At 31.6% G+C, this 15,392-nt stretch carries 19 protein-coding genes and 1 tRNA gene; 13 read left to right on the forward strand and 7 right to left on the reverse strand.

The annotated features are described in order from the left end of the window. Window positions 1–128: 128 nt before the first annotated feature. From ACJQQZ_RS01265 to ACJQQZ_RS01275, 3 genes are all read left to right on the forward strand, one after another. A complete protein-coding gene (locus ACJQQZ_RS01265; RefSeq protein ID WP_228077251.1) occupies window positions 129–359 on the forward strand; it encodes a hypothetical protein in 231 nt (76 codons plus the stop codon). 62 nt (window positions 360–421) lie between these two features. Next, entirely contained in the window at window positions 422–616 is a 195-nt protein-coding gene (locus ACJQQZ_RS01270) for a hypothetical protein (protein WP_228077250.1), read from the forward strand. A 374-nt stretch (window positions 617–990) separates the two neighbouring features. After that, window positions 991–1,236, forward strand: coding sequence for a sigma factor-like helix-turn-helix DNA-binding protein (locus tag ACJQQZ_RS01275; protein WP_185291348.1), 246 nt, complete (start codon window positions 991–993; stop codon window positions 1,234–1,236). Between the two features lie 14 nt (window positions 1,237–1,250). Here the strand turns inward: ACJQQZ_RS01275 and ACJQQZ_RS01280 are convergent, their stop codons facing one another. Continuing rightward, on the reverse strand, window positions 1,251–1,652 hold the full coding sequence (locus ACJQQZ_RS01280) for a hypothetical protein (protein ID WP_075778927.1): 402 nt from the start codon (window positions 1,650–1,652) through the stop codon (window positions 1,251–1,253). A gap of 336 nt (window positions 1,653–1,988) precedes the next feature. Between ACJQQZ_RS01280 and ACJQQZ_RS01285 the strand changes: the two genes are divergently transcribed. Next, window positions 1,989–2,657 (forward strand): hypothetical protein, encoded by a 669-nt coding sequence (locus tag ACJQQZ_RS01285; RefSeq protein WP_124228488.1) that lies wholly within the window; start codon window positions 1,989–1,991, stop codon window positions 2,655–2,657. Window positions 2,658–2,860: 203 nt separating this feature from the next. Here the strand turns inward: ACJQQZ_RS01285 and ACJQQZ_RS01290 are convergent, their stop codons facing one another. The 3 genes from ACJQQZ_RS01290 to ACJQQZ_RS01300 all read right to left on the reverse strand — a co-directional run bounded on the left by ACJQQZ_RS01290 (window position 2,861) and on the right by ACJQQZ_RS01300 (window position 3,692). Beyond that, a complete protein-coding gene (locus ACJQQZ_RS01290) occupies window positions 2,861–3,214 on the reverse strand; it encodes a hypothetical protein (protein WP_075778929.1) in 354 nt (117 codons plus the stop codon). Between the two features lie 11 nt (window positions 3,215–3,225). Continuing rightward, window positions 3,226–3,363, reverse strand: coding sequence for a hypothetical protein (locus ACJQQZ_RS01295; RefSeq protein WP_232133409.1), 138 nt, complete (start codon window positions 3,361–3,363; stop codon window positions 3,226–3,228). A 107-nt stretch (window positions 3,364–3,470) separates the two neighbouring features. After that, complete coding sequence (locus ACJQQZ_RS01300; RefSeq protein ID WP_242238380.1) at window positions 3,471–3,692, reverse strand: hypothetical protein; 222 nt, start codon at window positions 3,690–3,692, stop codon at window positions 3,471–3,473. 303 nt (window positions 3,693–3,995) lie between these two features. On the opposite strand from ACJQQZ_RS01300, the gene ACJQQZ_RS01305 reads away from it, so the two are divergent. Together ACJQQZ_RS01305 and ACJQQZ_RS01310 are read left to right on the forward strand one after the other, a co-directional pair. Continuing rightward, window positions 3,996–4,166 carry a VraH family peptide resistance protein gene (locus ACJQQZ_RS01305; protein WP_142237379.1) on the forward strand — a complete coding sequence of 57 codons (171 nt, stop codon included), beginning with the start codon at window positions 3,996–3,998 and terminating at the stop codon, window positions 4,164–4,166. A 445-nt stretch (window positions 4,167–4,611) separates the two neighbouring features. Further along, on the forward strand, window positions 4,612–5,190 hold the full coding sequence (locus ACJQQZ_RS01310) for a hypothetical protein (protein WP_408023018.1): 579 nt from the start codon (window positions 4,612–4,614) through the stop codon (window positions 5,188–5,190). Window positions 5,191–5,258: 68 nt separating this feature from the next. On the opposite strand, the gene ACJQQZ_RS01315 is transcribed toward ACJQQZ_RS01310, so the two are convergent. Beyond that, window positions 5,259–5,330 (reverse strand) — tRNA-Arg (locus ACJQQZ_RS01315). Window positions 5,331–5,519: 189 nt separating this feature from the next. Here ACJQQZ_RS01315 and clpP point away from each other — a divergent pair. Beyond that, a complete protein-coding gene (clpP, locus tag ACJQQZ_RS01320) occupies window positions 5,520–6,110 on the forward strand; it encodes an ATP-dependent Clp endopeptidase proteolytic subunit ClpP (protein WP_124228487.1) in 591 nt (196 codons plus the stop codon). A gap of 316 nt (window positions 6,111–6,426) precedes the next feature. Here the strand turns inward: clpP and ACJQQZ_RS01325 are convergent, their stop codons facing one another. Beyond that, window positions 6,427–7,326 (reverse strand): TIGR01777 family oxidoreductase, encoded by a 900-nt coding sequence (locus ACJQQZ_RS01325; RefSeq protein ID WP_075778931.1) that lies wholly within the window; start codon window positions 7,324–7,326, stop codon window positions 6,427–6,429. Between the two features lie 787 nt (window positions 7,327–8,113). Here ACJQQZ_RS01325 and ACJQQZ_RS01330 point away from each other — a divergent pair. Then, entirely contained in the window at window positions 8,114–8,830 is a 717-nt protein-coding gene (locus ACJQQZ_RS01330; RefSeq protein WP_124228486.1) for a DUF4887 domain-containing protein, read from the forward strand. Between the two features lie 105 nt (window positions 8,831–8,935). Here the strand turns inward: ACJQQZ_RS01330 and ACJQQZ_RS01335 are convergent, their stop codons facing one another. Next, window positions 8,936–9,157 carry a hypothetical protein gene (locus ACJQQZ_RS01335; RefSeq protein ID WP_002450900.1) on the reverse strand — a complete coding sequence of 74 codons (222 nt, stop codon included), beginning with the start codon at window positions 9,155–9,157 and terminating at the stop codon, window positions 8,936–8,938. A gap of 422 nt (window positions 9,158–9,579) precedes the next feature. On the opposite strand from ACJQQZ_RS01335, the gene ACJQQZ_RS01340 reads away from it, so the two are divergent. The 5 genes from ACJQQZ_RS01340 (at window position 9,580) to gpmI (ending at window position 15,362) form a co-directional block, all read left to right on the forward strand. Continuing rightward, window positions 9,580–10,593 (forward strand): sugar-binding transcriptional regulator, encoded by a 1,014-nt coding sequence (locus ACJQQZ_RS01340; protein WP_002450899.1) that lies wholly within the window; start codon window positions 9,580–9,582, stop codon window positions 10,591–10,593. A 52-nt stretch (window positions 10,594–10,645) separates the two neighbouring features. Beyond that, complete coding sequence (gap, locus tag ACJQQZ_RS01345; protein ID WP_002450898.1) at window positions 10,646–11,653, forward strand: type I glyceraldehyde-3-phosphate dehydrogenase; 1,008 nt, start codon at window positions 10,646–10,648, stop codon at window positions 11,651–11,653. A gap of 134 nt (window positions 11,654–11,787) precedes the next feature. Further along, window positions 11,788–12,978 carry a phosphoglycerate kinase gene (locus tag ACJQQZ_RS01350; protein ID WP_002450897.1) on the forward strand — a complete coding sequence of 397 codons (1,191 nt, stop codon included), beginning with the start codon at window positions 11,788–11,790 and terminating at the stop codon, window positions 12,976–12,978. A gap of 102 nt (window positions 12,979–13,080) precedes the next feature. After that, the gene (gene tpiA / locus ACJQQZ_RS01355) at window positions 13,081–13,842 is read left to right on the forward strand and encodes a triose-phosphate isomerase (RefSeq protein ID WP_002450896.1); all 762 of its coding nucleotides are present in this window, start codon (window positions 13,081–13,083) and stop codon (window positions 13,840–13,842) included. Window positions 13,843–13,844: 2 nt separating this feature from the next. Beyond that, a complete protein-coding gene (gpmI, locus tag ACJQQZ_RS01360; RefSeq protein ID WP_002465365.1) occupies window positions 13,845–15,362 on the forward strand; it encodes a 2,3-bisphosphoglycerate-independent phosphoglycerate mutase in 1,518 nt (505 codons plus the stop codon). Window positions 15,363–15,392: the final 30 nt, after the last annotated feature.

Raw genomic sequence — 15,392 nt, forward strand, 5'->3', positions numbered from 1 at the left:
TTTTGACGGGTACCGGCGGGGGGCCTTCGTTTGCAACGGGGATAAATTTTTCATGAAAGGGGGTAACTCAGTTTATCCCTTTTTTTAATCATTTTAAGCGTCAAATCCATTGAAAAAGGTGTGATTATTTGGTCTCTGACTTCGAAAGTAATGATAAAATCACAGAAATTGAATTTTTAATGGATTATAATCCCAAAGTGATTAATAGAAAGATTAAAGCTATGAAATCACAAATAGATAGCCTATATCATTTAAATATGAGTCATGTGATTACCAATGAGAAAGATATGATGGTATTTGTATCATTGATGAGAAAGCGAAACTTCAATATAATTCAAAAACAGCACACGACAGGTTAAATTTACTCAAAAATATCATCAAGAATTATAGTCAGAACGAACAACAAGATGTGATTAAATATATGTTAATCAGTGGTAAAGTAAGAAATCAAAATGTTATCGAACGCTTGAAGAAAGATATCTATCAAGTTGAGAGTCAAAAACGTAAAGAAAGACAAAATGAACGTTCAGAATTATACCAAAAGGCATTTGATGAGCATTTAGAACAAGTTAAAGAAGAATTATCTACCAATAGAAAGGTGTTAGCGATGCCATGAAGAATGATGATTACGTGATTTTATCGAAACACTTTAAAAATTATCATAAAATGATGGATTATTATCAATCGTTGAGAATGATCTATACCATCACAATTTATATCATCTTACTAGAGGTATAACTTCGGTCTTTAACGAATGTTCAATATTATATCAGCAAATTATAGAGTTATCTTGGTGGAAAGGTGAACAACTTGATGAAGTAATAGCACCAGCACTAAATTTAAGTATGAATGACTTCAATAAAGGGCGTAGAATCATTATTAAACAATTAGCAAATGAGATAGGTTGGGTATGAAAAAATATGATAAACAAAGTGTGAAAATATTTCTGAAAACTATCAACATAAAAATGATATCGATAAAGATATTGTAGTGACTAACATTGATGATTTCTTTAATATAAATCAAGATGAAGAAATAGAGAATGATCATATAGACGACACAATATACTTTAATGAACTAGATACTTTGATAGAAACAATCGCATCAGATAAAGAGTATTATGTGTACTGGTTAATTAGCGAGGGGCATTCATACGAAAATATAGGGGAAATATTTGATTTAAGTCGTGAACGCATTAGACAAATATATGATGGACTCTTAGAAAAGCTACCGTAATTGGTAGCTTTTTGTTAATTATCATTTAATATAGTTATAATGGCAAAGCCTATAATTAGTACGAGGATAATTGTTTTTAAGAATGGTATCTCACTAATGAAAAACGTCAGCATTAACAAAGTTATTGATAATGCAATACAAACTAACGAAGTGATATTGAAATCGTATTGGAGTGACCTAAAGCCTAGATAAGCAGTTAAAATTGAAAAAATAGCAGTTATTAAAGCTATTAATAAAATTATTAATGTGCCACTTAAGTAACCATCTTTACCTAAATTTCGAATATTTACATCATTACCAAACTGTTTAATAAATTCATTGGCCATTAATTTTAGAAAGATAAATGAAATAGATGTAATAATCATTGTTACCATACACCACTGAGATTTTTTAATATCTTCTATCAATACATTCATCATATACACCTCCTTAAGAATCATTTTAAATAATGGTATATAAAGATTAATTGTATTTGCCAAAGTGTTATAATTTAATTCATAAGTGTAAAAATAATTTTAAAAGGAGGGAGATAAAACGTATATACTGTTTGAGCATATAGAAGATTATGAAAATTCTAAGACCAATGTAATGTGTGTTAGTGAGAATCAAAATCTTATAACCAATATATTATCAAATTACAAAATTTATAGAATATTAGAACTAGAAAATAGAGTTATATATGAATTGGATGATAAAGATTTAATACTAATCAATACTATAAAAGATAGTTACCTAAAAAAAGAGGTAGTTTTATGAAAAAATTAAAAGAATTAGATTTATATGAGCAAAGTATTCAAAAATTAAATTTTTGTTTATATCACATAGAAAATTTAAAGAAAAAAGAAGAATTAGATTTAAATGATCAGATAATGATTAACTTATTACTGAACGTATATAAATCGGTAATGGAATATTCTATACAACGCGTAAAAAAACATAATAATGTGAGTAAAAACAAAAAACCATATATTCCAAATAAAAAAGAAATGAAAAGTATCGAAACGTTTTACAATCTGCTAAATGAAAGATTTGGTGTTAATGACAATAGAGGTAGAGAAATTTTTGATTCTTTATTTTACACTGAAACATATAATGAATTCAATAAAATGCAGAATAATGAAAAACATTCAATGATAAATGTTCAATTCAAAAATATAACAAAGGGAATAGGTTACACTGAACAAAAAGGTGTGATTATTAAAGATGTGAGTATATCTGGGCATGAAGACAATGTTGATACTTTGATTATGCCGAATAGTAGGAAGATTGATTTTAGCAAAGTTAAAGACTATTCATATAAAGAAGAAATTTATTTTGAATACAATAATAGAGAAGTGTTTGAATTTTTAGATGACGTTTATCAAATGGTTAATAATTTCGTTATTGATATTAGAGAATACATAGATAAGCGTGATTTATAATTTGAATGAAAGAGAAATTCTCAGAATAAATAAGTGATAGAGCTATTTAAAGATATAATTCAAATTTATTTTTGTATAATGTTTTTCTAATGATGAGTAAATTTCAACAAAATAAGGATCAACAATTTAATGATATGCACTCCATAAAGTTAGATTTGTAGTCCAACTTTTGGGTTGCACATCACAATGCTAAGCTCTTATTTTTATACTCTTAAATCAAGATATAACTTTTCTGCATATGGTAATAATTCAGGTATATAATTTCTAGCGTAGCCTTCTATAAATCTTAAAGCTTGAGAGTCAGTTATTTCGTCATATTTAGTTACATTTTCAATTAATATTGATTTAAATTCTTCAATGTTCATATCATCAGTGTTTTTGTTATTAGACAACCTTGTAAATGCCATAAATACTTTTTCATATTCATCTAGAGGGATACCTAAGTCTAAACATAAAAGACTTATTGATTTTGTATTGTAAGGATGATGTCCTACGATTTCTGCTAGTTCTGAAACTGCTTGATATAGTAACCTTATATCATCTTTATTTTCAAACATTATTTTCACTCCTAAACTAGTAAATTAATACCTTCTTTTACTGCAACTTTAACTTGACCAACGAGGTCTTTGTCAATACCAGCATCTACTAATCCTCTATACACTGCATCAGCAACTGAGTTAGCTGGGACTTCAGATAATTTTAACAAAGGGCGTAGTTCTGAATCAATTGCGTCGAAATTTTTTGAAACAGCATTTGCTGCTTTTTGATTGCCAGTAACAGTTTTAACTGCACCTACTAATTTACCTTTATTACTTAATATACCCTTAATAGTTTTTTAGTAAGATATGTCCCGCCTACATAGGTTTGTACATTTTTTTTGTTTTCATTAGTTTGTTGATTTGACTTGTTATCTTGAGATTGTTGAACATTACTATTTTGCGTTTGAACTTGTTCTTCTGCACTTGCTAAAGGGGAAATAGACGTTAATAAAACCGCACTTAAAACTAATGATCCTATACTCTTACTTAACTTCATAGCTTATCTACTCTTTTAATCAAATTTTTAATCTAGCACTTACAACTTTAGTCTATAGTAATCGTTTTAAAATTGGTGTAATTTCCCCAAGTGTCTGTTTCATATACATAAGTGTATATATAACTTTTACTTTTACTATCTTTGGAATTACTTCTGAGAAACGTCTTGTGTAAATCTGAGAATCGGTATATGTATAAATAGTACTTAATATCTGTATTGGGTAGCTATTTTATTTATATTGATATTGTGATATATGTATTATTGAGTACATTATTAATTAAATATAATAAAGGTGGTTATTGCGTGAGTATAAAAGAAATGTGGGAATATTTACTAAATAAAAAATGGGAATCTGATGAAATTTGGATGCTAATATTATACATATTCATAGCTAGTATCTTTACGACACCATTATTGGGTGTTCCTATAGGTGTTATAGCTTATTTATATTTAAGTGATGATAAATTTAATTAATGGTTTAATGATTACTAAAATGGTCATTGAAATCGTGATCCATGACACTAGTATATAGCTTACTGAACGAAATGTTCACTATGACAAATACATTTAAGATACTTACTAATTTATATATTAAAAACAAGCATAACAAAAAGCCATCATATATAGTATATGGTGGCTTAAACGTTGAATGTGAAATTAAAAATAAACATAGTATGAATAGCGTCATTTTATTATACTATGATTTAAGACTATCTGAGATTCATGAATCCCCAAATGTTGAGTAACTTTCAACATAGTTTAATTATACCATAACTTAGTAGTAGGTACTAAATTTATATGTGGTATTATGGTAAGAAAAACATGAGGTGACAGATAATGCAAAATAAATTTGAGTTGAAACATATTTTGTTTATAACCTTTATTGTTGTTTATAACCTTTATTGTTGTTCTTGCAATAATGACGTTTGTGTTCACAGTTGGTTACATTATTAGCTCTGTGGATCCTAATCATAGTATTACGGGTTATTCCATTGCCATTAGTTTTGTTGGTATATTTTCAACGTTTGGTGGTGCATTTTTAGGTGCGGCTATATCTGGGCGTTATACCATGAAAACCATTAGATTAAGTGAAAATAATAAAATTGAAATTAATAAAAAGAGAGCAAAAGCGCTAAAAAATGAGTTGTTAAAACAAACTAAAATAGCTCTTGATAATGCACGACCTTTTGATGCAGGTGGAATGTTTACATTTGAAGAAGTAATATATAGCAGAGTAAGAGATACCTATATAAATAGAATAAATATATCACTGAATAAAATAAGCGAGTTTAAAATGAGCGAAAGTTATTATTATCTAAGTGATGATGATATCACTGAACTAGATGATGTGTATGAGTTAATATCAGAATTAATATTTTGTATTGAAGATTTAAATAGTCGCCAAGATGATGGAGAAAAAGAGAAAAACTCAGATTTTTACAGAATTAAAAGTACTTACTTTGCAAATCTGAAAACTTTTTATTCAAAATATAAATAACGTTTCCCTGTTTTTTCCCCATTAAGCAAAAGAAACGCCATTAAAACAACGTTTTAATGGCTACTGAGCCCCCTCGAAGGGAATCGAACCCCTATTCTAAGAACCGGAATCTTATGTGTTATCCATTACACTACAAGGGGAAAATAGATAAAGCTTATTTCTGTACTAAACGATATAAAATCAGTACAATCAAAAATAGTTATTTCTAGTGTACAAAAGTAATTCACTTAACGTCAATTAGCAATTAAACTAAAAGAACTTTATTTTTGACCATTTTTGACTTTTAGGTTAAAATGTGAAGTAACAGTTATTACAAGGAGGAAATATAGATGAATTTAATTCCTACAGTTATCGAAACAACAAATCGTGGGGAACGTGCGTATGACATTTATTCACGATTATTAAAAGACCGTATTATTATGTTAGGTTCTCAAATTGATGATAACGTTGCTAACTCAATTGTATCTCAATTATTATTCTTACAAGCCCAAGACTCTGAAAAAGATATTTACTTATATATCAATTCACCAGGGGGAAGCGTGACTGCTGGCTTTGCTATCTATGATACAATTCAACATATCAAACCAGATGTTCAAACAATTTGTATTGGTATGGCTGCGTCAATGGGTTCATTCTTATTAGCATCAGGTGCAAAAGGTAAACGTTATGCTTTACCAAACGCTGAAGTAATGATTCACCAACCTTTAGGTGGTGCACAAGGTCAAGCAACTGAAATCGAGATTGCTGCCAACCATATCTTAAAAACTCGTGAAAAATTAAATCGTATTTTAGCTGAAAGAACAGGTCAATCTATTGAAAAAATTCAACAAGATACTGATCGTGACAATTTCTTAACAGCTGAAGAAGCTAAAGCATACGGCTTAGTTGATGAAGTTATGGAACCAGAAGGTAAACAATAATATTTCTATTTAATTAGATATAATAATCGAAGTTCAATAAAAAGAAGTCAGGACCATCATTTAAGGTCCTGACTTCTTTTTTACTTATATAGATTTGTATGGCGTTAACTATTTTAACTTATGTCTCAATCCATTAATTGAAATAAACGACATTATGAGTCCTACAATAATAAATAGGATGGAGAGTAATATCATAATTACTGTTTGATCAAATACTAAGACACCGTTCAAAATACAGATTAAGCCTGCTATGATCATTAAAATGTATGTGAGTTTGTCATTTTGATTGTTTTCCATTGCTGTTGTACCTCTTAATTTAATTTCTGATTAAATCATCTAGTGCATTTTTAAGATTATTATACATGAAATTAAATCCTAGTGCTTCGAGTTTATTTGGTAATACCTTTTGCGTATCTAAAACAACGGTAGACATTTCACCAAGTACTAGTCTCATCGCAAAGCTTGGAACCCATGTTTCATGTGGCTTATGCATTGCACGAGCTAACGTATAACCGAATAAATTTTGACGTTCAGGTATTGGTGCAGTTAAGTTAAAAGGTCCTTTGGCTTTGTCATTACCGATTGTAAATAATATTGCACGTGTTAAATCATCAATGTGAATCCATGAATACCACTGGAAACCAGATCCTAATTTACCACCAACATAAAATTGATAAGGTAATTTCATAGTTTGTAAAGCGCCACCATCATTAGATAAGATCATTCCAAAGCGACCTAAAACGACTCTTGTTCCTAGTGCTTCGAATTGCTTAGCAAATCTTTCCCATTGATAAACAATATCTGATAAAAAGTCAAACGGTAATGTTTTAAAAAGTTCTGTATAACTATGGTGATAATTAGGAGGGTAATATCCCATAGCACTAGCATTAAATAATACTTCTGGCTTCTTTTCTCTTTTTTTAAATAATTCAAAAAGGGCCTGTGTAGATTGAATTCTGCTTAACATTAATGTTTGTTTATAGTCTTTTGTCCAACGTTGGTTGAGTGTTGCACCAGCTAGATTGATAACGATATCGATATCAGGCACTTTACTTTCCCAGCCATCTTTAGACCAATTCACATATGAAACCCGAGCATCGTTTGATTGTTCATCATGTCGAGTCAAAATAGTAATATGAGCATTTGATTTCTTAATTTCACTCACTAAATGAGAACCTACCATGCCAGTTCCACCAGTTATTAAATATTGTTTCATTATCTCACCTCAATAAAAAATTCTAACTTAGTTAATAGTTAGTAGTGATTATTATTATTCAAAATTTATCCAATTTTTAGCCAACAATATGTCAAATACTTTTTTAGATTCGTATTTAAAAAATTTTTTGTTAAGTTATAATTGATTTGTACCTTCGGAAATTAATTAAACATCTCTTAATTAGTATGAGTATACCCCATAATATACTAGCGAAGGTAAATTTTGACTCCCTTTAGTAGTGGGCCCATGCGAGCAACGTATGGGTCTTTTTTCTCTCTTTATTATTATTCTAAATGATTTTTACATCTTTTTACAGAAATAAACTTAATAAAAAATTGTGTGCATATTTATAATAGAAATAATCATTTAATTAATAAACTTTAATTTTAATGAAAAAACCAAATGAAAGTGAACAGTGCCAATAAAATGAAGGCATAATAGCAGCTATTGCTTAAAATGGGTGATTTATTTTGATGTTGATCATTAGTTATCAACATCTTTTTTATTGTAATTTTGTGGTCATCATTGGTATTAGTCTCTAAATGTTCTTCAAACAATTTTTTCATTATTATCACAAACCGTTCCTATTAAATTTATATTAAAAAAGTTTAAAATAGATGTTTCTTCTTCATTATGATGTTATCATAAATGAGATAAGATTATGTAAATAGTAATTTGCTAATCCTATTGAAATCCTAAATATAAATTTTTGATGAATAAAACATAACGACAACTTAAGATATAAATTTATTATATATGATATTCCATGTTTAAAGTGAGGGAGAATATGTCAAAGCAAGATTTTAATGAGTACGACAATCAAGGTAAAAAAGGTATGAGTGGCATCGCGAAAATAATTAGTATCATTATCGTATTATTGCTACTGGGTGGCTTAACATTTGCTATATTTTCATTTGTAGATCATTCAAAGAAAGCTAATGAACGATTAAATAATGAGACGAAGCAAGAACAAAAAGATAAAAAAGACAAAGACGACAAAGAGAAAAAAGAAAAATCATCTGACAAAAAGTCTGATGAAAAGCAAAATACACAACAACAACCATCACAACAACAGACAAGACAACAACCAACAACACAGCAACCAACAACACAGCAACAACCTTCTACTCAACAACCAAAATCACAACAGCCTAAGACACAACAAAAACCAAAAGTAGATAATAAAACTAAGGAAGCACCAACTAAAGAAAAACCAAGCAAGCAAGAGAAACCAAGCACGCAAGAAAAACCAAGTACCCAAGAAAAGCCAAGTACCCAAGAAAAGCCAAGTACTCAAGAAAAACCAAGCACACAACAAAAGCCAAGTACTCAAGAGAAACCAAGCACACAACAAAAACCAAGTACCCAAGAAAAGCCAAGTGCACAACAATCAACGCAGAATAACTCAAACAATAATACACAACGCAGTGCATCACAACAATCAAATAATAGACAAAGTTCACAAAGTCAAAATAGTTCATCTAACAATAAATCTGATGAATAAGTATTAAAAGGCCGATAAGGTATTTCGTACAATTGCGATTCGCAAGTTAATGTACTGACCTTATCGGCATTTTCTATATTTAAAAAATTATTACAGTAATGTGCATTAAAATAACCAATAAATAAACATTGTGATAATAAGGGAAATGAGCATCAATGTAGAGCAACCAATAGAACATCCACACCCCGTGTGTGTACATCCATATGTATAAATTTGGTTACTGGACTTGTTATCGTCATAGCGATTTTGATGAAAATGTTCATCATCTTTATAACGCGGGTCAGTTGGATCGATAACTTCTATTTTATTTTCGTCGTCTGTACTCAATATAAATTAAACCTTCTTTCAAAAAGAGTTGTCCTTATTTGGATTATAAATGAAAAGCACAATATTATAAAAGAATAATTGCTTTATAGTGATATGGTTAACTCGTAACATAAAGGGTAATATTATCAATGTGTAGCACAATATTTATCAACTGAGTCGTGTGCAACTAAAAGTTGATAAAAAGCTTAAAATACCTTGAATAAGTGATTTAATTCACGTAACTGTACCTAAAGTAAATGAAATCGCTTTACACAATATTTGGAAAATTTTGAGCGGATTTACTTGCATTTTAATTCGCATAATAGTACTATTGCAATTGTAAAGAGGTTAGATTTTGTCCCACATGGGACTTCAAACGTCAATCCTCTATGATTCAAGCAATATTGACTCATCCTTTAGAAACATACAAGGAGGAAAGAGTAGTGAAAGATTTGATCGAAATTCAACAGCAACTTATTCCAGATTTGGTCGAAAAGATGTATCGTCGTTTTTCAATCTTAGCTACTATTTCTCAAAATGAGCCAGTTGGACGACGTAGTTTAAGTGAACATATGGATTTGACGGAAAGAGTTCTACGTTCTGAAACAGATTTGTTAAAAAAACAAGAACTAATCAAAGTTAAATCAACAGGAATGGAAATCACTGAAAAGGGTAAAGAGGTAATCAATCAATTAAATGATTACTTTAATCATTATTCAGATGATCATAAAATGGCTAATGCCATTAAAGAGAAGTACAACATAAAAGAAGTTCATGTTGTCCCTGGTGATTCAGACGAGAAACAATCAGTTAAAAGAGAAATGGGCAGACAGGCTGGCCAGTTATTAGAAAGTAGTTTATACGAAGACGCAATTGTGTCAGTAACTGGTGGTTCAACAATGGCTTATGTAAGTGAATCTATTCATTTATTACCATTTAATGTGTTCTTCGTACCTGCTCGTGGTGGACTTGGTGAAAATATGGTATATCAAGCCAATACGATTGCATCAAGTATGGCACAACAAGCAGGTGGTTATTACACAACATTATATGTACCTGATAACGTAAGTGAGTCTACATATAATACATTAATGTTAGAACCTTCAGTCAGTCATACATTGGATAAAATTAAACAAGCGAATGTAACGATACATGGTATTGGTGATGCGCTGAAGATGGCGCATCGACGACAGTCACATAAAGATGTGATTGATAAGCTTCAACATCACCAAGCCGTGGGTGAAGCATTTGGTTATTACTTTGATGCTCAAGGTCATATCGTCCACAAAGTAAAGACAATCGGATTACAATTAGAAGATCTTGAGTCCAAAGACTTTATCTATGCAGTAGCAGGCGGTCAATCTAAAGGTGAAGCAATTAAAGCTTACTTATCAATTGCCCCTGACAATACAGTGTTAATCACTGATGAAGCTGCGGCGAAAGTAATATTAAATTAGGAATAAAAAGTTCAAAGCTTTTTAAATATCATTATTAAAGGAGGCCATTATAATGGCAGTAAAAGTAGCAATTAATGGTTTTGGTAGAATTGGTCGTTTAGCATTTAGAAGAATTCAAGACGTAGAAGGTTTAGAAGTAGTTGCAGTAAACGACTTAACTGATGACGATATGTTAGCACACTTATTAAAATATGACACTATGCAAGGTCGCTTCACTGGTGAAGTAGAAGTTATCGACGGTGGATTCCGCGTTAACGGTAAAGAAGTTAAATCATTCGATGAACCAGATGCAAGCAAATTACCTTGGAAAGACTTAGATATCGACGTAGTATTAGAATGTACTGGTTTCTATACTGACAAAGATAAAGCACAAGCTCACGTTGATGCAGGTGCTAAAAAAGTATTAATCTCAGCTCCAGCAACTGGTGACTTAAAAACAATCGTTTACAACACTAACCACGATGAATTAGATGGTTCTGAAACAGTAGTATCAGGTGCATCATGTACTACTAACTCATTAGCTCCAGTAGCTAAAGTGTTAAGTGATGAGTTCGGTTTAGTTGAAGGTTTAATGACAACTATCCACGCATACACTGGTGACCAAAATACTCAAGATGCTCCACACAGAAAAGGCGACAAACGTCGTGCTCGTGCTGCAGCAGAAAACATCATCCCTAACTCAACTGGTGCTGCTAAAGCAATCGGTAAAGTAATTCCTGAAATCGACGGAAAATTAGACGGTGGTGCACAACGTGTTCCAGTTGCAACTGGTTCATTAACTGAATTAACAGTAGTATTAGAAAAAGACGTAACAGTTGAACAAGTTAACGAAGCAATGAAACAAGCTTCTGACGAATCATTCGGTTACACTGAAGACGAAATCGTATCTTCTGACGTAGTTGGTATGACTTACGGTTCATTATTCGATGCAACTCAAACTCGTGTAATGGCTGTTGGTGGTCGTCAATTAGTTAAAGTTGCTGCTTGGTACGACAATGAAATGTCATACACTGCTCAATTAGTACGTACTTTAAACAAATTAGCTGAGTTATCTAAATAATTAAAGCATAGTTAATTTAACTAGTGCTCTTAACTGTTAAATTTTATAATAAAGCTTATGAGTAAGCGGGGAGCACAAACGCTTCTCCGCTTATTTTTTAATATATATTTTCCTAATTAAAGGAGGAAATGAAAATGGCTAAAAAAATTGTTTCTGATTTAGAACTTAAAGACAAAACGGTATTAGTTCGTGCGGACTTCAACGTACCTTTAAAAGACGGTGAAATCACAAATGATAACCGTATTGTACAAGCATTACCAACAATCAAATACATCATCGAACAAGGTGGTAAAGTTGTCTTATTCTCACACTTAGGTAAAGTAAAAGAAGAAAGCGACAAAGAATCATTAACATTAAAACCTGTTGCAGATGACTTATCTAAAAAGTTAGATAAAGACGTAGTATTTGTACCTGAAACTCGTGGTGAAAAATTAGAATCTGCAATCAAAGATCTTAAAGCTGGCGATGTATTATTAGTACAAAATACACGTTTTGAAGATTTAGATGGTAAGAAAGAATCTAAAAATGACCCAGAATTAGGTAAATATTGGGCTTCATTAGGTGACGTATTTGTAAACGATGCATTCGGTACTGCTCACCGTGAACATGCCTCTAACGTAGGGATTTCTACTCATTTAGAAACTGCAGCTGGTTTCTTAATGGAAAAAGAAATTAAATTCATTGGCGGCGTAGTAAATGATCCACACAAACCAGTGGTAGCAATCCTTGGTGGTGCTAAAGTTTCTGATAAAATCGGCGTAATCAAAAACTTATTAAACATTGCTGATAAAATCCTTATCGGTGGTGGAATGGCTTATACATTCCTTAAAGCACAAGGTAAAGAAATTGGATTATCTTTATTAGAAGAAGACAAAATTGACTTTGCTAAAGAATTACTAGAAAGCAATGGAGACCAAATTGTATTACCTGTTGACGCTAAAGTAGCAAAAGAATTCTCAAATGATGCAGAAATCACTGAAGTATCAATTGATGATATTCCTAAAGACCAAGAAGCAATGGATGTTGGTCCTAAAACTGTTGAATTATTTAACAAAGAATTACAAGGTGCGCATACAGTAGTATGGAATGGACCTATGGGTGTATTCGAATTTAGTAACTTTGCTCAAGGTACTATCGGTGTATGTGAGTCAATCGCTAACTTAAAAGATGCCGTGACAATTATCGGTGGTGGTGATTCTGCAGCAGCAGCAATCTCACTAGGATTCGAAGATAACTTCACTCACATTTCTACTGGTGGCGGTGCATCATTAGAATACCTAGAAGGTAAAGAACTACCTGGTATTAAAGCAATCAACAATAAATAATATCTATAAAATGTTGTGTTTTTCTCAGGTATATTCGGGAAAACGAATGTTGAAAGATATATAGTATACCAATAAACATTAAAATATTAAGGAGTGTATTGAATGAGAACACCAATTATCGCAGGTAACTGGAAAATGAACAAAACAGTTCAAGAAGCTAAAGATTTCGTTAATGAATTATCAACATTACCTGATCCTAAAGAAGTTGAATCAGTAATTTGTGCACCAACAATTCAATTAGATGCATTAATCACAGCAGTTAAAGATGGTAAAGCTAAAGGCTTACAAATCGGTGCTCAAAATGCATATTTTGAAGATAATGGTGCTTTCACAGGAGAAACTTCTCCAGTAGCATTAGCTGATTTAGGCGTGAAATATGTTGTCATCGGACACTCTGAACGTCGTGACTTATTCCACGAAACAGACGAAGAAGTTAATAAAAAAGCGCACGCTATCTTCAATCACGGCATGACACCAATCATTTGTGTAGGTGAATCAGATGAAGAACGTGAAAGTGGAAAAGCTAATGAAGTTGTAGGTAACCAAGTTAAGAAAGCTGTTGAAGGTTTATCAAATGAGCAACTTAAACAAGTTGTGATTGCATATGAACCAATTTGGGCTATCGGTACTGGTAAATCATCTACATCTGAAGATGCTAATGAAATGTGTGCACATGTTCGTAAAACAATTGCAGACTTATCAAGCCAAGATGTAGCTGATGCAACTCGTATTCAATATGGTGGTAGTGTTAAACCTAACAACATCAAAGAATATATGGCTCAATCAGATATCGACGGCGCATTAGTAGGCGGCGCTTCATTAAAAGTAGAAGATTTTGAACAATTGTTAGAAGGTGCAAAATAATTATGGCAAAACAACCAACTGCCTTAATCATTTTAGATGGTTTTGCAAATCGTGAAAGTGAACACGGTAACGCTGTAAAATTAGCAAACAAACCTAATTTTGATCGTTACTACAATAAATATCCAACTACTCAAATTGAAGCTAGTGGATTAGATGTTGGTCTTCCTGAAGGCCAAATGGGTAACTCTGAAGTAGGACACATGAATATTGGTGCTGGACGTATTGTTTATCAAAGTTTAACTCGTATTAACAAATCAATCGAAGACGGAGATTTCTTCGAAAATGATGTGTTAAATAACGCAGTAAAACATGTAAAAGACAACAATTCAGCATTACATGTATTCGGTTTACTATCAGATGGCGGTGTTCACAGTCATTATAAACACTTATTTGCGATTTTAGAATTAGCTAAAAAGCAAGGTGTTGAGAAAGTATATGTACATGCATTTTTAGATGGACGTGACGTTGATCAAAAATCTGCAATTAAATATATCGAAGAAACAGAAGCTAAATTCAAAGAATTAGGTGTAGGCCAATTCGCTTCAGTATCTGGACGTTATTATGCAATGGACCGTGATAAACGTTGGGATCGTGAAGAAAAAGCTTACAACGCAATTCGTAATTTTGAAGGTCCTACATTCGCTACTGCTAAAGAAGGTGTAGAAGCGAACTATGATAAAGATTTAACAGATGAGTTTGTTGAACCATTTATCGTTGAAGGACAAAATGATGGCGTTAATGACGGAGATGCAGTTATTTTCTATAACTTCCGTCCAGACAGAGCTGCACAATTATCAGAAGTATTCACTAATAAAGCATTTGAAGGTTTCAAAGTAGAACGAGTTAATGACTTATTCTATGCTACATTTACTAAATACAACGATGACGTTGATGCTGAAGTTGTATTTGAAAAAGTAGATCTTAAAAATACAATTGGTGAAGTTGCTCAAGATAATAATCTTACACAATTACGTATTGCTGAGACTGAAAAATTCCCTCATGTTACTTACTTCATGAGTGGTGGTCGTAATGCTGAATTTGAAGGTGAACGTAGACGTTTAATCGATTCACCTAAAGTTGCAACTTACGACTTAAAACCAGAAATGAGTGCATACGAAGTAAAAGATGCCTTATTAGAAGAATTAGACAAAGGCGACTTAGATTTAATCTTGTTAAACTTTGCTAATCCAGACATGGTAGGTCACAGTGGTATGTTAGAGCCAACAATCAAAGCTATCGAAGCTGTTGATGAATGTTTAGGTGAAGTTGTAGATAAAATTATCGACATGGGTGGACATGCGATTATCACTGCAGACCATGGTAACTCTGACCAAGTCTTAACAGATGATGACCAACCAATGACTACACATACAACTAACCCAGTTCCAGTTATTGTTACAAAAGAAGGCGTAACTTTAAGAGAAACTGGTCGTTTAGGCGACTTAGCTCCAACATTATTAGATTTATTAAATGTTCAACAACCTGAAGATATGACAGGTGAATCTTTAATTAATCATTAATTTATAGAAAATATGTTTCAAATAAGGGAT

The organism is Staphylococcus sp. KUGN1 (assembly GCF_045984185.1).
GTDB classification, from domain to species: domain Bacteria; phylum Bacillota; class Bacilli; order Staphylococcales; family Staphylococcaceae; genus Staphylococcus; species Staphylococcus warneri_A.